At 42.1% G+C, this 17853-nt stretch carries 8 protein-coding genes; 1 reads left to right on the forward strand and 7 read right to left on the reverse strand.

The window, feature by feature from the left end:
- Positions 1-21: 21 nt before the first annotated feature.
- On the reverse strand, positions 22-1224 hold the full coding sequence (locus ICL16_RS27865; protein ID WP_190834657.1) for a sigma-70 family RNA polymerase sigma factor: 1203 nt from the start codon (positions 1222-1224) through the stop codon (positions 22-24).
- A 143-nt stretch (positions 1225-1367) separates the two neighbouring features.
- On the opposite strand from ICL16_RS27865, the gene ICL16_RS27870 reads away from it, so the two are divergent.
- Entirely contained in the window at positions 1368-4427 is a 3060-nt protein-coding gene (locus ICL16_RS27870; RefSeq protein ID WP_190834659.1) for an ATP-binding protein, read from the forward strand.
- A 16-nt stretch (positions 4428-4443) separates the two neighbouring features.
- On the opposite strand, the gene ICL16_RS27875 is transcribed toward ICL16_RS27870, so the two are convergent.
- The 6 genes from ICL16_RS27875 to ICL16_RS27900 all read right to left on the reverse strand — a co-directional run bounded on the left by ICL16_RS27875 (position 4444) and on the right by ICL16_RS27900 (position 17829).
- Complete coding sequence (locus ICL16_RS27875; protein WP_190834661.1) at positions 4444-4665, reverse strand: MbtH family protein; 222 nt, start codon at positions 4663-4665, stop codon at positions 4444-4446.
- Positions 4666-4760: 95 nt separating this feature from the next.
- The gene (locus ICL16_RS27880; protein WP_190834663.1) at positions 4761-6125 is read right to left on the reverse strand and encodes an MATE family efflux transporter; all 1365 of its coding nucleotides are present in this window, start codon (positions 6123-6125) and stop codon (positions 4761-4763) included.
- Between the two features lie 68 nt (positions 6126-6193).
- Positions 6194-7558 (reverse strand): cytochrome P450, encoded by a 1365-nt coding sequence (locus ICL16_RS27885; RefSeq protein ID WP_190834665.1) that lies wholly within the window; start codon positions 7556-7558, stop codon positions 6194-6196.
- A 42-nt stretch (positions 7559-7600) separates the two neighbouring features.
- Positions 7601-8977 (reverse strand): cytochrome P450, encoded by a 1377-nt coding sequence (locus tag ICL16_RS27890; protein WP_190834667.1) that lies wholly within the window; start codon positions 8975-8977, stop codon positions 7601-7603.
- Between the two features lie 9 nt (positions 8978-8986).
- Complete coding sequence (locus ICL16_RS27895) at positions 8987-13108, reverse strand: non-ribosomal peptide synthetase (RefSeq protein ID WP_190834669.1); 4122 nt, start codon at positions 13106-13108, stop codon at positions 8987-8989.
- 23 nt (positions 13109-13131) lie between these two features.
- On the reverse strand, positions 13132-17829 hold the full coding sequence (locus ICL16_RS27900) for a type I polyketide synthase (RefSeq protein ID WP_190834671.1): 4698 nt from the start codon (positions 17827-17829) through the stop codon (positions 13132-13134).
- Between the last annotated feature and the right edge of the window lie 24 nt (positions 17830-17853).

Here is a 17853-nt window from a genome sequence, read left to right on the forward strand (position 1 = left end):
GATCGTCAAGAAAGAATTTCTTCATTCTCCACTATCTTTTCTTCTTTCTTCAGGTAATGAAGACGAATTGTAATGAGCCTGCAGCCATTCCTCCATTACCGCACTAGTACTTTTTAATATGTCTGACGTAACAGAAATATGCAGATTGTCTTGACTCCATTTTGCCAGCATTTGTAGTAAAGATTCCCTAGTTTTTGTCAATCGCCGCGAGACTGTGTACTGCTGAATTTGCAATTGCTTGGCAATTTGCTGCTGTGTCAGTTTTTCTAGGTAATAGAGCCGTAAAATCTCTTGTGCTGATGATTCTAGTTGGGAAACTGCCGCTTTTAACAACTGATTAATCTCAGACTGCCGCTCAACTCTTGTTTGTTGCTCTTCCTGAGTAATAATTTCATTGAGTAAGGAATCCTGTTCAGTGGCTGGTATATTATCTAACCAATTAGTTGAATCGTCACTACCATTGGGCGTATTTATCGATGTCAAATTGGGATAAAGATAACTGCGTGCCGCTTTGGCACAATTTTGCAACCAAAATTCTAAAGTTTTTGCCCCTATCTGCTCTGGAGATTGGGTGTTGTAAGCTTGAGTAATGGCTGACCAAGTTTGCTCGTCAGGTCGAGACAGTTGACGAGTAGTGTTAGCTTGTGTTGGTATATATATAGACCGGAAACAGTTCCAAGCGGTGATGTAAGCAGAAATAGTTTCTGTAGATAAACCACTAGCTTGCAAAGCCTCGATCATCCGTTTTTGACTAATTTTACGTAACATCCCCCAATCGGTACAAATATCAACTTCTTGGCGTTGTCGTAAAGTTTCCCGAATCGCACTACCAAAAATGACACTGGCGTAGTTTTTCAGATTATGACCTTGATTGGGCTTAAAACCCTTGAGGACTTTATCAACCGAGGTAATCGCGATTTGAAAACAGTCGGAGAGTTTGTACTGACTACTTACAAAACTGGCTGCTGTTCTTTGTGCTGTCCAGTAGCAGGCTTCTTGTAAGTAAGCAATCAGATGTTCTTTGGCTATTTTAGCTTCTAGGTTTTGCCAACGATTATACCAGAAAAGTACCCAAAAGTTTTCTTGCATTTCTTGTGGAGTTTGTTTGATTACGTTTTGTATACTACGACGCAACCTAGCATCCGTCGCCCAACCAGCGAAGCGATCGCCAGCAAGTAGCAAAAAAGTTGAAAAGATTTCAATAATGTTTTTCCGAGGATGCATAAAAATAAGCAAGCAGGCATATAGAATGGTAGAAGGAGTCAAATCAAGACACCCCCATAAAACATTACTACAAGAGCTTCTTTCCTTGTTTCGACCAGCAAGCAAAATTCTCACGTCCAATAGAAAGGCAGAAGGGAAGACAGATGAATGACGGGCAGAGAATTGATACTTTCCCAGGTGTAGGTGAGATGAGGACACTGATGCGGGAATTTGACTGGGCAAGCACACCTGTAGGTGCAGTTGAAACATGGTCGCAAAGCCTAAAAAGTACCGTTAAGATCCTTCTGGCGTCACGATACCCAATGATCCTAATTTGGGGTGATAATCTTATCCAGTTCTACAATGACGCCTACTCGAAGCTAATCGGTGACAAGCACCCGGCTGCTCTTGGTACTGATATTAGAATTACCCTATCTGAAGCATGGGACACCCTCGGACCAATGATTGATGAGGTCATGGCAACAGGTGTGGCAAACTGGGTTGAAGCACAGATGCTTGTTTTGGAGCGGTCGGGCTACCGTGAAGAATCTTATTTTAGCCTATCTCACGCTCCGGCGGAAGATGATGCAGGGCAAATTGTCGGGATGTTTTGCGTCTGCAGTGAAGTTACTCAGCAGGTATTGGGTGAACGCAGGTTACGGCTGCTGCGGGATTTGGCATCAAAAGCAGGGGAGACGCGGAGTGTAGAAACTACGTGCAAAGATGTAGCAGATGCGATCGCCTCTCATCCCCTTGATGTGCCATTTGCCCTCATTTACTTGCGCGAACCAGATGGAAAACTAACTCTTCGTGGTAGAATACAGATGCTATCAAGCGATCTGTTAAGTCCAGAATCTGTGGATCTTTCCGCATCCGAAACAGATATATGGTCGCTCAAAGCAGCAGCAACAGGTGAAACTATTTTAGTTGAAGGGGTGGAGCGCTATGAGTCGCTACCAGGAGGACCTTGGAACGAGCCTACCCGTGCAGCTTTAGTCATGCCGCTCGCATCATCGGAAAAGACAGCGCCACTGGGAGTTTTAGTTGCAGGAGTAAGTCCCAACCGAGCGCTCGACGAAGGATACAGATCTTTCTACGAACTTCTTGCTGCTCAAGTATCCGTAGCTATACGCAACGCTCAAGCATACGAGGAAGAAAAGCGGCGTGCGGAAATGCTTGCCGAACTTGATCGAGCAAAAACTGCTTTCTTCTCCAACGTCAGTCATGAGTTTCGTACTCCACTCACGCTGATGCTCAGTCCTTTGGAAGATGCTCTTTCTAATCCCCAACTACCAACTCAAGAGCGTGAGCGCATTACTGTTGCTTACCGCAATAGTCTTAGACTGCTCAAACTTGTCAACACACTGCTTGACTTCTCAAGGATCGAAGCAGGTAGAATGCAAGCTGTCTACGAACCTACAGATCTGGCAACATTGACTACAGATCTTGCTAGTGTATTCCGCTCAGCGATTGAAAAGGCAGGATTACAATTAATAGTCGATTGTCCAACTTTACCCGAACAAGTCTATGTAGATCGGGACATGTGGGAGAAGATTGTCCTGAACTTACTCTCAAACGCTTTGAAATTTACTCAACAAGGTTACATTGCGGTTCGTCAGCGTATAATTGGGGAGAACATCGTCCTCGAAGTTGAAGATACAGGTTGCGGTATTCCTGAATCTGAGATTGACAATGTATTTAAGAGATTCTACCGCATTGAAGGAACGCAAGGTCGAACTTACGAAGGCACGGGAATTGGTCTGGCACTGGTGCAACAACTCGCTCTTCTTCATGGTGGTACTGTGCGGGTACAAAGCGTTTACGGTGCTGGGAGTACTTTCAGTGTTTCCATTTTGCGTGGCAAAGATCATTTAAGCGCAGACAAAATTGGCAATGGTAGTACACTTACTCCTACAAATATTCGGGCTGATGCGTTCCTTGAAGAAGCGTTGCGGTGGTTGCCAGAGGGAGAAGGGGAGAAGGAGAGTGAGGGAGTGGGGGAGAATGAAGAATTACTCACTAACTCTTCTAAACCAACAATACTTTTGGCAGATGACAATACCGATATGCGTGAGTATGTGTGCAAGCTTTTGCAAAAACAGTATGAAGTTGTCGCTGTGGCAGATGGTGAAGCAGCATTAGCTGCGGTATCGGAACAAGTACCAGATTTGGTACTAAGTGATGTTATGATGCCGAAACTAGATGGATTTGGTCTTCTTACCCAACTACGCCAAAATCAGCGTACATGTTCTGTGCCAATCATTCTGCTTTCGGCTCGTGCAGGAGAGGAATCTCGTGTCGAGGGGCTGGAGGCAGGTGCAGATGACTACTTGGTGAAGCCGTTTAGCGCGAGAGAACTTTTGGCTCGTGTCAAGGCGACTTTGGAAATGGCTCGGCTGCGGCAGGAAGCAATCAGATCCCGTTTGGAGGAAGAACGCCGCGAGGCGGAGTTGGAGAGCGAAAGGGCAGCTCGTCAAGAAGCAGAGCGAATTGGGCGGATTAAAGATGAATTTTTAGCAACTCTATCCCACGAGCTGAGAACACCGCTCAACGCTATTCTTGGTTGGAGCAACATTCTGCGGAAGGGAAACGTTGGTTCTGCTCAGTTAAATAAGGGGTTGGAAACGATTGAGAGAAACTCGCGATCGCAAGCTCAGATTATTGAAGATTTGCTCGACATGAGTAAAATAATTTCGGGTAAGATTATACTTAATGTGGAAAAAATTAATCTTAGCTCGGTGATTGAGGTGGCGATCGCATCTTTTGTCCCCGCTGCACAAGCAAAAGACATACAACTTCAAACAGTTTTAAATGATTCGATTTCCATGATTGGAGATGCGAATAGATTACAACAAGTATTGTGGAATCTCCTTTCTAATGCCATCAAGTTCACCCCAAGTGGTGGAAAAGTACAGGTGTCACTGAAGAAGATAAATTCACACATCGAGTTAACGGTAAGTGATACGGGTTTGGGTATAAAACCTGAGTTCTTACCGTATGTTTTCGAGCGTTTTCGCCAAGCCGACTCTTCCACAACTAGAAAGTTTGGCGGTTTGGGGTTAGGGCTTTCCATCGTCAAGCACCTCGTTGAGCTTCATGGCGGAACTGTACAAGCAACCAGCCCAGGAGTTGGACAAGGTTCTGTTTTCACTGTCGCGCTTCCACTTGCTCATAGAAACAGCTTTTACGTTCAAGCGGAGAATGGGAGTTTATCTGATGACTAATTTAAATGCATTATAGCTAACTGCTCGTTGCTTCCTCCATCTTTTTGCGGAGACTAAGCGGTCTCATGTCAGTCCAAACTTCTTTGATATAATCCAGACATTCTTGTTTGGGACCACTTTTACCAGCATCCTTCCACCCAAGTGGGTTCTCTCGATCAACAGGCCAGATGGAATACTGTTCTTCGTGATTGACTACAACTTTGTAAATTGTTGTGTCTTCTTTGTCGTCTTGGTACATATTTATCTCCAATTAGTTAATGGGTTATGTCTTGTACAATTATATACTTTTTCAACAAGTTAACTTTTATTTTTATAATTTAGCTTTTCTTCATTTTAGGCGATGAGTTTAAAATAAACTTTTCTTAACTCTCTCCATGTTACAACAGCAACTATTAGAGAAGCTACTATTTCTACAAAAGCTGCACTATAGTAAATTCCATTTACTCCAAAAAATATTGGGAGAATTAATACCATTGGTACAAATAAAATTATTTGTTTTAAAATGGTAATAAATCCGACAATTTTTCCATTACCTATAGATTGAAATAAAGCTATACTACATGATATAAAAGAACTAATCGGTATAAAAAAAATCACAATGCGAAAGTTTAGCAAATCATTGTAAGTAAAATTAAAATCTGGAATTAACCAGCGAAGAAACATTTTTGGCTCTAATTGTAGAGGTATCCATAAGAGGATTAAAAAAACACTTCCACCCACTGCAAAAGTCAAGTATGCATTCTTGATTCTTTTATAATCTCTGGCTCCATAACTCATACCAATTACTGGATTTAGGGCTTGCACAAACCCATATAAAGGAGTAGTTACCAAGGCAAACAACCTGATTGTTGCTCCGCCAAAGGCAATGTCACTATCTGTTCCATAGTGAGCAAATGCTTTAAAAAGCACAATCTGTTGAACTATGCCCACAACTTGCATGAACATTACCGCTCCACCTACTGATAAGATGGCTGGCAGTAAATCTAGTGAGAGAGTCAACTTTTTAGGATTTACTGGAATAGAACTTTTTCCGCAAAAAAAGTATGAACAATTAATCAGAGAATAAACTATTGCCGATACAACTGTAGCAAGAGCTATTCCCTGAATTCCTAAGTTAAAAGAAAGGACAAATATAGGATTTAAAATGCAATTAACTATTACATAAATTCCAGCAAATAATGTTGCAAGAGCGATTTTACCTTCAGCTTTAATTAATTGACTAGAAGATACTGCTATGACCAAAAATATTGAACTTAACATATAGGTTTTAAAGAAGTCTGCTCCATAAGAAGCAACTTCACCCTCTCCTCCCATAAGCGCAATTAGTTCTTTGCCAAAACTGTATCCCAAAATGGTGAGCAAAGAAGAGACAATGACACTTATAATTATTAGATTACCAAATATTTTTGATTGAGTTTTGGTATCTCCCGAACCAATGGCTTGACTGAGAACTGAGGCTGAACCCACTCCGACTGACATGGCACATCCAATGACAATAGACGTGAGTGGTATAGCTAGAGAGATAGCTGCCAAAGCAGTTTCACCAATAAGTTGTCCTGCACATAAAGCATCAACAAAAGTATTCAAGCCAATTAGCAGCATTCCCATAATACCGGGAATAGATAATTTAAACATCAGTTTAATCAAATCACCATTGAGGATTTCATTTGTAATATTGGGTTGTAGCTTTTTAGTCATTAGTTATATTTGTAATTGAATTGGGTTTAATGAATTAATACAAATTGCATGGTATTGCTTGCAACTTTTTACTTAACCTTGACCAATCGGCTGACACGATCCCCGATCATTACCATCTTCAAACCACTAGCAGGGGGATAGTTAACACCTCTAGCTTTGGGTTTTTCCACTGTTTTTTCATTTGCTAGCATTAGTTGATAGCGTGAGAGAATTGTTGCTAAAACTAGCTTCATTTCAAACATTGCCAAAACTTCGCCCGGACAGCGACGCGCACCCCCCCCAAATGGTAAAAATTCATAGGGAGAGTATTGTCGCTCCATAAAGCGCTCTGGCTTGAATTGCTTTGGTTGTGGGTATAAGTCTTCACGCTGATGTGTCAGATAAATAGAGCCTCTGGTTACTGTACCAGGACTCAATTCGTAGCCCATCACCTTAATTGGTGATTCTACAAGTCGTGGAAATGTGACTACCTGAGTTGGGTAAATTCTTAGTACTTCATTACAAACAGCACTGAGGTAGGGTAGTCCGACAATGCTCATTGGATCTGGGCATTCACCAAGTGTATTTAGTTCTTCTAGCAATCTTTTGCGAACATTAGGTAAACGATGAATCCAGTACAATGACCAAGTGATGGCAGTGGCTGACGCATCCTGACCACCAAATAGCAATGATGGGAACAAATCCCGTATATCTTGATTGGTTATCGGTTGACCAGTTTCATCGCGAGCAAACACGAGTTCAGAGAGTACATCAGTACGTGAGGGGGAGGTGATCGCTCGACGTTCTTCAATTTCGGTGTAGAGTAGTTTGTCAAATTGTCGCTGGAGGTTTTGCCAGTATCCCCACGGACTCCACCGACCTAAATCTTGTTGTAGTAAGGGATAGGACAGGGTTAATTCCAGCCACCGAGACCGGGCAAAACTTAATAAATTGGTTAGAAGTTGTCTAAATTGTTCGTAACGTTCTCCCTCATGCAATCCAAACAAAGCTTGCAATATTACCTCTAGGGTAATTTTTTGCACAGTAGGGTAGGCATAAAAAGATTTAGCGATCGCCAGATCGTTCATGACTTTCTCTGACACTTGACAGATACGCTGCCCGTATGCTTGCACCCGATTTCCATGTAGGGGAGGCATCAACAACTGACGCCGATGTTTGTGGCGCAAGCCATCAAGCATGAGTAATCCGTTGAAACCGACTAAGGGGGCAGCACCTTGGTTCAGTTTACCAGAAGCTATAATTTCTTTGGCACTGGTAAAAATCTGTTTTATCCCCTGTGGGTTGCTGACTATGACTAAAGGTGTAGAACCTGCCATAATGGTGAAAATGTCACCATAGCGATCACTCATAGTATCCATTAAACCAAGGGGATCAGTCTTAAATTGACGGCTCAGCAACCGAAAAGAAGCTTTTGGTCCTGGAGGTAGTTTCATTTGTATTTTTTATTGGTAATTGTTTAATTATCGGTATGCTTGTTAAATTGAACATTCAACCGATGGCTGTAACTTTCCTTGATTCTGACGCCTACCGTGCATAAGCATTTTCACGCCACTCCCTGGGTAACAAATCAGACCTCCAAACTTTGGTTTCTCTGCTCGTTTGTAAAAGAGCGCTAATTCATAGTGCGAGAGAATCGTCGCCAACACAAGCTTCATTTCAAATAAAGCAAAAGTTCCACCAATACAACTACGAGTACCGCCGCCAAATGGCAGAAATTCATAGTTCGAGAATTGTTTTTCCAGAAAGCGCTCTGGTTTAAATTGTTTCGGCTCCGGGTATAAATCTTCCCGCTGATGCGTCGAATAAATATTGCCAACGAGCACTGTTCCTGGACTCAACTGATATCCCATCATATTAACTGGAGACTCTATCAACCTTGGAAATGTAAATAACTGAGCAGGGGAAATCCGCAAAGTTTCGTTACAAACTGCACTGAGGTAAGGTAGTGCAACAATACTCATTGGATCTGGTGTACCAAGGCTGTCGAGTTCCTCAAGCAGTCGCGCTCGTACATCAGGCAAACGGTGAATCCAGTATAATGACCAAGCGATCGCAGTTGCGGAAGCATCTTGAGCGGCAAATATGGGCGATAATAGAAGGTCGCGTACCTCTTCATCGCTTAATGGTTCACCTGTTTCATCAGAGGCTTTGATCAGATCGCAAAGTATATTATTGTGTGAGGAATCTGCTTGTTTGCGACGTTCTTGAACTTCAGCATACAGCAGTTGGAAAAGCTCATGCCGGAGGTGAAGCAGATATCCCTGTGGACTCCATCGACCGAAATCTCTTCGTCCAAAGGGAAGATTTCTCAGCATCTTGATGATGGGAAATTGTACATATTTAATCATCGAAGCAAATAGATGCTTGATTTTGTTATAGCGTTCTCCTTCATGTAAGCCTAAGACAACCTCTATACTCACCCGCAATGTTATATCTTCAATGGTAGAATAAGCAACAAAAGGTTTCCCGATTTCCTGTTGACTCATAATTTTTTCTGTGAGTTCGCAGATACGTTGCCCACAGGCTTGCATCCGCTCTCCGTGAAAAGCGGGCATTAAGAGCTTGCGCCGATGTTTGTGGCGTAAGCCATCAAGTTGAAGGACTCCTTGTTTTCCTGTGATCAGAGCGAAACTCCGGTTTAATGCACCGGATGCAGTGATTTCTTTGGTATTGGTGAAAATTTGCTTGATCCCTAAAGGATGGCTAACGGACACTAGTGGTGTAGAAATAGGCTTAAAGGTGAAGATGTCGCCATAGCGTTTGCAAATGGTATCCAAACAGCCAAAGGGGTCAGTCTGAATTTGCTGCACAAGTAGCCAAGTGGGTGTTTTCGGTCCTGGTGGTAGTTTCATCAGTCTTCTTTACTCCCCTTTTTTCACCATGCTACACAGAGCATTATCAATAGCAATTCTTAACAGTCTGGTTAACTCCTGAATATGAGGTTCGACGAACATCGAGAAATGATCCCCTGGAACTTCAATGACCTGTATGGGTTGGCTAGAAAATTTGCCCCAACCTAGCAAGGGGTCATCAGTATGAAATTCTGGACTTTCAAAGTCATGAATAATTTCCTCTTTAGCTCGAAAGAGAGTCATAGAGTGAGGATAAACTTGCGGTATATAATCTCGCATGGCTTGAACATGAATTTTGAAAAGTTTGTAATAGCGCAGAAAATCCTTAATTTCTGTGTCGCTAAAGATGAAGTTGGCTTTTTTATTCACTAAATTAAATTGCTCATTCAGTGGCAAATCTCGAAGTTCCTCAAAAGGAACTGAAAAATCTATGTTATTGTTAGTTTTGATCGATTTAGCCATGCGAAGTACGAATTTTGCATCGTCATCTTCTGCTGGTTCAACGGCTGTTTCTGGAAGTATGGCATCTATGACAACTAACAAACCTACTGTTTGACCCTGTCTTTGAAGTTGTTGTGCCATCTCAAAAGCAACGACACCCCCGTAACAATGACCTCCTAAAAAATAAGGACCATTCGGTTGTACTTGACGAATTTCTTGAAGGTAGCGAGCTGCTGTCTCCTCCACTGAAATAATTTCCGGTTCTTCTTGGTTAGGGGTATGTTGCAAGGCATAAAATGGATAGTCCTCACCAAGTCTTCTAGACAAGTTAAAGTATTGACGAACACCTCCACCAGCGCCATGCATACAGAAGAAAGGAATCTTGTCACCATTCGACTCAATCGATACCAGAGGAGAATTGGATGTCTGACGAACTGGCTGACTGACAATAGTCGCTAGTTTTTCAATTGTCGGATTTTCAAACAGAGTAGACAGGGGAAGATTGTGACCAAATCGGTCGTAAATTCGAGCCATTAAGCGAACAGCTAAAAATGAATGACCACCCAAGTCAAAGAAGTTATCTGTTACCCCCATAGGGCTAGTATTCAGGAGGTTTTCCCAAATTTTCACTAAAGCCAATTCTGTAAAATTTCGGGGAGCAACGAAGGATTGAGCAGCGAAGGGTCGGATCGCGTCTTCAGTTGGAAGAGATCGCTTGTCTACTTTGCCATTTGGTGTAAGAGGTATAGCATCCAATCTGATGAAAGCAGACGGTTTCATGTAATTTGGCAGTTTATCTTGCAAGTAGCTGTTTAGCTGTGGTATTATATCAAGCCTATCTGTTACTACATAAGCAATGAGACGCCTTGAGCCTTGAGCATCATCTCGAACAATGACGACAGATTCTTTCACATCTGGATGTTGTGCGATCGCATATGCAATTTCTCCCAGTTCCACCCGGAAGCCACGGATTTTGACTTGGTCATCACGGCGACCTAAATACTCAAGACTGCCATCTTTGAGATAACGTGCCAAGTCACCTGTTTTGTACAATTTGGTTTCCGGAACAAAGGGATTATCGATAAATCGTTCCTGAGTTAATTCAGGACGATGCAAATATCCCCAAGCTAATCCATCACCACCAATATACAGTTCACCAACAACACCAACAGGTGTTGGTTGTAAATGGCTATTTAACACATAGACAAGAGTATTGTCAATAGGGCGACCGATTGGAACATTGGTTGGTTTCTCTGGTAATAAACTGCTGTCGTAGTAAGTGACGTTGGCAGAAACTTCCGATGAGCCGTAAAGGTTGATTAGTTTTGCTCCTGGCATCAATTCTCGGAAAGTTTGAGCTAAATTCACAGACAGAGCTTCGCCACTGGTTATCCAAAGTTTGAGATGTGACAAATTCTTAGTGAGATGATTGTAGGTATCTAGGAGTAAGCGTAGCAGTGAGGGGACAAGTACGATACGGGTAACTTTGTAATTTGCCAGAGTTTCTACGAACAGTTGTGGGTCTAGTACAATGGCATCGGGAATAATCACAGTGGGAATTCCTTGAAGTAAGGGAGTAAAAATCTCCCATACTGAGTCTACAAAGCTAATAGCTGTTTTCTGGCAACAAACCTCCTCTGGTGTAAAAGGATAGCTTTTCCATAACCAGTGCAAACCATTGACTGTACCTCGATGAGTTCCTTGAACGCCTTTAGGAGTTCCGGTGGAACCAGAAGTGTAAATAACATAGGCAAGATGATCACCTGAACAGATGCTAACTGGGTTTTCCTGACTTTCAAGCTCAATCGATTCCCAGTCACTGTCTAGGGAGATGAGCGTCATTTGTCCTTTGTCCTTTGTCATTTGTCCTACGCCACCAACTAATGACGAATCACTAATAACCAATGACACTTGAGAATCAGAAAGCATGAAACTCAGGCGCTCTACCGGGTAACTTGGATCGAGGGGAATGTATGCACCGCCTGCTTTAAGGACAGCTAAAATTCCCACGATCATTTCTACTGAACGCTCTAGACAAATGGCGACAAGGGTTTCTTTTGTTACACCCTTTTTTTGTAAATAATGGGCAAGCTGATTAACCTTCTGGTTAAGTTGACGATACGTGAGTTGTTCTATTTGCCCAATTAATGCCAAAGCATCCGGCGAGCGCTCAACCTGCTGTTCAAATAGCTGATGAACAGATGCATCTTGAGGATAATCTGTCCTCGTCTGATTCCACTCGAATAATAGTTGCTGTCGCTCTTGCGCAGTGAGTGGTGACAATTCACAAATGCGCTGTTCGGGATTAGCAACAATATTTTCTAAAAAAGCTTGGAAATGAGTAATGAATCCGCTGATTGTTGCCTCTTCAAAAATATCTGTATTGTACTCCAAGAACCCTGTTAATCCCTGTTGAGATTCAGACATCGACAGAAAAATATCCAACTGAGCTGTACCGCTATCGAATTGCAAACTACGTAAGGTTAAACCAGAAACGGATTGTACAGAAATTGGCGTATTCTGCAGGACAAACATCACTTCATAAAGTGGATTCCGGCTTAAGTCTCGATCGGGTTGTAATTCTTCTACAAGCATCTCGAAAGGCAAATCCTGATGTGCATAGGCATCGAGAGTTACCTCACGCACTCGATGTAGTAGTTCGCGGAAGCTGGGATTACCACAGAGGTTATTACGCAATACCAAAGTATTAACAAACAAACCTAGCATCCCTTCTAGTTCGGTTCGGTTCCGATTTGCAATTGGAGAACCAATTATGATGTCTTCTTGGTCTGTGTAGTGGTATAGCAATATATTAAATGCAGCCAGCAGAGTCATAAATAAAGTGGAGTCTTCTTGCTGGCTTAAATAATTCAGTGCATCTGTCAGAGTCTTTGAGAATGTAAAGTATTGTTTAGCACCAGCAAAAGTAGTGACTGCAGGTCGTTGACGATCTGTGGGCAACTGTAGTACAGGTAGTTCATCGCCCAGTTGCTGCTTCCAGTAATTGAGGTGGGTTGTGAGCAGTTCACCTTGCAGGCGTGAGCGCTGCCAAACTGCAAAATCTGCGTACTGAATAGGAACTTCAGGTAAAGGAGAAGGCTGATTTGACAAGAAAGCTGTATACAGTGTTGTCAACTCCTGCATGAACACACCAACAGACCATCCATCTGTAATAATGTGGTGCATGGTCAAAAGGAAAACGTGTTCTTCTTCACCCAAACGCAGTAAAGTTGATCTAACTAGAGGTCCTTTAGCTAAATTAAAGGGTTTTTTTGCTTCTTGGGCTGCAAGTTGTTTAATTTCAGTTTCCCAATCTTGACTCGACAAATATTCAAGGTTGATAATAGGTAAATCCCAAGTTAATTGGGGTAAAATATGCTGAACTGGCTCTCCATTTACAAGTACAAAAACCGTGCGTAAAACTTCGTGTCGTTTAAGGATTTCGTTGAGACTTTGCTGAAGTGCTGTAATATTCAGCAGTCCTATTATATGAGAAGCACTGGAAATATTGTAGAAAGAACTTTCATGGTAAATTTGGTCAATAAACCAGAGCCTTTGTTGGGAGAAAGACAAAGGAATATGGGAGGAGACTTGACGCTTAGGAATAGTATCAGCTTTAAATTTTCCTCCCTTCCATTTTTCCATAAGGGCTTTTTTAGCTGGTGATAAATTAGAGTATTGTTTATCCATTGTTCATTGCTAATTGTTAATTGTTAATTAGCTAGAAGATTTTCTACTTGCTCTTCGGATAATTCTTCGATTTTATCTAGCAGAAGTTGCTCAATCATTTCTGCTTGCTTAACTGGTATCATTGCTTGCCGTAAAAGGTCACGCAGTGGTAACTCAACTGGAAACTTTGCTCGCAATCGAGAAACTAGTTGAGTTGCAATGAGGGAGTCGCCTCCCAATTCATAAAAATTGTCGTAAATACCTACTTGAGCAATTCCAAGAACTTCTTGCCAGATTTCGGTAATTTGTTTTTCTAACTCGTTTGTTGGAGCAACATAGGAATTACCGAGGTTAGATCTGGAATAACGTGAAGAAGAGTCTTCTTGACTGGAAGATTTTGAATCTAGTAGAGAATCACGTTTAAATGTACGCTCGCTCCTAGCTTTGATATCTACAGTAGAAATAACAACTTGAGTTCCCTCTCCTAAAGAGAATATCCGTTTAAATACTTCTAAGCTTTCTGTTTCGGTGATGGCTAATTCCAATCCAGATACCTGTCCAAGTGTGTTTTGTTCTTGGGTTGCATTCAGTTGCAATTTATCCCAATTTATGATAGACCACGATAAAGAATTAGTTTGATTATGTTTTTGAGTAAAGGTATCTATTAACTGGTTAACGCTTGAATATAAAGTTAACCCAAATCCTCCCAAAATCGAAGATAAAGAAGAAATAATGATACAAAAATCTAACTTTCTATTCTGTAAGGCTTGTTCTAATACAGTAATATGATGAAGTTGAGAGTCAAACAGTTTTTCTAACCCTATCTTACCAATTTCTGGAATTGAGCAAAATATATTATCGCGGATTCTTCCAGTGGAATAGATAACCCCATGAATTTGACCAATATTCTCAAATGCAAGGCTTTGGTACATTTGATCATAATTAGTTGTATCAGCACGTATCACCAAAACTTCTGCACCCAACTCGCGCAATGCTAGCAGTTTTCTGATTTTGCAACTTACCTCATTTTCTTGAGCATGACTTTCCAGCCATTGTGAGAATTCATCCTTTTCTGGAAAAGCCCAATCCTCAATAAATATAAGTTTTACTTGTAAAGTTTTTGCCAGATATTCTGCCAAAGTAACTCCAAGACTTTCTATTCCGCCTGCAAATAGGTAAACACCTTGTTTTCTCAATGGTGTTTTTTCTTCAACTGCTGACTCCAAGCGCAATGGCTCAAACATTTGTACCCAACGGTAGCGATCGCGATAAGCAACAACCAAATCAGAGGACAAACCCGTAAACTCTTTTATAATTTGGTCAATCACATAATCATCCTCTTCTCCTCTTTCTTCCTCTGCGTTCTCCGCTTCCCCCAGGTTTAAACCTGGGGCTATGCGGTTCATTAAAACAACATCAATACTCCGGCAAATAATATTAGGATATTCCTGAGGAATAACCTTACATAAACCTAACACCGTTGCTTTCTCCGGGTCGAGAGTTTCATTCCCATTGACTTCTTGAATTTGGTTCGATACAACCCACAGTTGCAAGCGATCGCTAATCTTGAGCTTATCTAAAGCCTGCGTTAAAAACAGCAAACTGTTAAATTCTAAATACTTACCTAGTTGACAAGTTCCAAAAGTATTCAAACTCCATAAATGAGCAATGTGTTGCGGAGTCTTACCCAGTGCAATCAGTTCTTGGAACAACGCATCATAATCATTGCGGTTTTGGGGATCAATAGCATAAATTCCCTCACTAAATTTAGTAAACTGCTCTCCCACCTTCACCATAATCACATTCAAGCCATTCTGTTGGAGTCTGTGAACTAACTCAGAACCCACCCCACACTCATCAACAAACAGCAACCATTGCATGAGAGCAAATTTGTTTTGATTCGGGGAGGATGAATGAGGGAGCAAGGAACGTTTCCATGAAGGAACATAGAACCAGTCGGCAATATCTTGTTTTTTGTCCAATGTTACTGGCTTACCACTAGAAGATGATGGCGTTGCATCAATCCAGTATCTTTGTCGTTCAAAGGGATAAGTGGGTAAAGGCAGACGATGACGCTGCTCGTGGGTATAAAATTTTGACCAATCTATTTGTACTCCAAAGAGCCACAAGCGACCTAATGTCTGTAACAAAAAGCTAATATCCGATTGTTGCTCTTTGACATGGCGTAAAGAAGTCAGCACTAGTTGTTTTGCTTCTGGCTTTATGTGCTGTGTTGTTAATGTGCTTAAGGTTCGCCCCGAACCCACTTCCAAGAAAACACCTTCAAATTGCTGCAACAGTTGAGATATACCAGTTGAAAATCTCACAGTTTGACGTAGATGTTGGCTCCAGTAGCTGGGATTTGTAGCTTGCTCGTCTGTAATCCAAGTACCAGTGACATTGGAAATGAAGCGAATGCGAGGTGAATTTAGCTTAACTTTTTTCAGTGCTTGCACAAACGGATCTAAGATGGGTTCCATCATGTGGGAATGAAAAGCATGAGATGTATGCAACAGCCGACATTCAATCCCCTTGGATGATAATTGGTTTTGGAGTCCGGCGATCGCCTCCCGTGTACCGGAAACTACGCACGAAGATGGACTGTTAATGGCAGCTATTTGTACAGATATTCTATCAGTGTGTAGAGACGTTTCATGGAACGTCTCTACATTTTCTATGAGGGATTGCACATCTTTTTCCCCAAGTGGAATAGCAAGCATACTTCCTGTGGGCAACTGTTGCATGAGTTTACCCCTTGTTGCCACAATCGCTAAAGCATCTTGCAGGGAGAACACACCCGCAATTGTTGCTGCCACATATTCCCCGATGCTGTGACCAATCATCGCTTCTGGACGCACTCCCCATTCCATCCATAACTGGGCGAGGGCGTATTCGATCACAAACAGTGCAGGTTGGGTAATTGCCGTCTGTTGCAGTTGCCGGGTAGCTGCTTCAATCTGTTGTTCTTTAGGGTAGAGTATATGACGGATATCTTGATTGAGGTGGGGTTGGAGAATCTGGGCGCAAGTATCCACATATTTGCGAAATGTGGGTTCAACCTCGTACAGTTCCCGCCCCATATTTACATATTGCGCTCCTTGTCCGGAAAACATGAAAACGACTGGACGGTGACCCGGTTTGTAGTGGTAAGTAAAAACACGTTGCGCTTGTTGCGAAGTTAGCGCCTTCACCGCATCGTCGCAGTCACGGCAAACCACTATGCGGCGATGATCAAAAGCCCGACGACCGACTTGTAGGGTGTAAGCTACATCAGCGACATTTAAATCAGGATTTTGCTGGAGGTGAGCAATTAAATTTGCCGTAGTAGTTTCTAGGGCTGTACTGGTTTTAGCTGACAGCAGCAACAATTGCCTTGGGCGCGATGGTAGAGACGTTCCATGGAACGTCTCTACATCTGGGGGTTCTTCTAAGATAACGTGGGCATTAGTCCCTCCAATTCCAAACGAACTGACACCAGCTCGGCGAGGAGTTCCGTTGGTGTTCCACTCCGACAGCTTGGTATTGACGTAGAACGGACTATTGGCAAAATCTATTTGGGGATTGGGCTGCTCAAAGTGCAAACTTGGTGGTATTTGTTTATTCTTCAGGGCAAAGACTGTTTTAATTAACCCTGTAACACCAGCAGCTGTATTCAGATGTCCGACATTAGTCTTTACTGAGCTGATCGCGCAAAAGCTTTTTTTGTTGGTACTAGCACGAAAAGCTTGTGTCAGAGCTTTGATTTCAATCGGATCTCCTAACGGAGTGCCAGTGCCATGAGTTTCTATATACGTGATAGTCTCTGGTTCAACTCCAGCTAAGGCAAGCGCCTCTAAAATGACTTCCCTTTGACCGTCAACACTCGGAGCTGTGTAACCAACTTTTAAAGAACCATCGTTATTAATAGCTGAACTTTTGATGATTGCATGAATAAAGTCACCGTCGGCAATAGCATCTTCTAGTCGCTTCAGCACCACGACACCCAAACCGTTGCCAAAAATAGTTCCCTTAGCTTTTGCATCGAAAGCTCGGCAATGTCCATCAGGGGAATTAATTCCTCCTTCAAGATATCGATAACCAGTTTTTTGTGGCACTTTGATCGAAACGCCACCTGCCAAAGCAATATCACTTTCGCCATTGAGCAAACTTTGACAAGCTAAGTGGACGGCAACTAAAGATGTGGAGCAGGTAGTCTGAACATTAATGCTTGGTCCAGTCAGGTTTAACTTGTAAGAAACTTGTGTGGGTAAATGGTCTTTATCATTTCCAATAGCAATTTGAAAGCTGTCGGCTGACTCTATCAAATTACGATTAGGATATAAGATAGAAATTAAGTAGGTACTAAAAGCGACGCCCGCAAAAAGACTTATTTGCCCACTGTATGTTTCTGAGTCATAGCCAGCATTTTCTAGAGCTGACCAAACACATTCTATGAAAAGACGGTGTTGTGGATCTGTGATTTCTGCTTCTCTGGGAGAAAAGCCGAAGAATGAAGCATCAAATAACTCTATGTCTTTTATAACACTGCCCGCTCTTACATATAGAGGGTCTTTAAATACCGTAGATTCTATTCCGGCAGATACTAGTTCCTCATCGGTGAAAAAAGAAATAGACTCTACACAATCTTGGATATTTTGCCAAAAACTATCAACGTTTTTAGCTCCAGGAAAACGACCCGCCATACCGATGATAGCTATTTCGTCTTGAGCGTTTAAGTTATTAAGATTATCTAACGCATTCATAACTAAAAACCTTTCAAAGTTAAC

Origin of the sequence: Iningainema tapete BLCC-T55, assembly GCF_014698965.1 — a bacterium.
In the GTDB taxonomy this organism is placed as follows: Bacteria; Cyanobacteriota; Cyanobacteriia; order Cyanobacteriales; family Nostocaceae; genus Iningainema; species Iningainema tapete.

Excerpts from the sequence above, each read along its gene's own strand:
- ICL16_RS27895 (WP_190834669.1), bottom strand. The coding sequence starts at position 13,108 with ATGGATAAACAATACTCTAATTTATCACCAGCTAAAAAAGCCCTTATG.
- ICL16_RS27875 (WP_190834661.1), bottom strand. The coding sequence starts at position 4,665 with ATGTACCAAGACGACAAAGAAGACACAACAATTTACAAAGTTGTAGTC.
- ICL16_RS27885 (WP_190834665.1), bottom strand. The coding sequence starts at position 7,558 with ATGAAACTACCTCCAGGACCAAAAGCTTCTTTTCGGTTGCTGAGCCGT.
- ICL16_RS27900 (WP_190834671.1), bottom strand. The coding sequence starts at position 17,829 with ATGAATGCGTTAGATAATCTTAATAACTTAAACGCTCAAGACGAAATA.
- ICL16_RS27890 (WP_190834667.1), bottom strand. The coding sequence starts at position 8,977 with ATGAAACTACCACCAGGACCGAAAACACCCACTTGGCTACTTGTGCAG.
- ICL16_RS27865 (WP_190834657.1), bottom strand. The coding sequence starts at position 1,224 with ATGCATCCTCGGAAAAACATTATTGAAATCTTTTCAACTTTTTTGCTA.
- ICL16_RS27870 (WP_190834659.1), top strand. The coding sequence starts at position 1,368 with ATGAATGACGGGCAGAGAATTGATACTTTCCCAGGTGTAGGTGAGATG.
- ICL16_RS27880 (WP_190834663.1), bottom strand. The coding sequence starts at position 6,125 with ATGACTAAAAAGCTACAACCCAATATTACAAATGAAATCCTCAATGGT.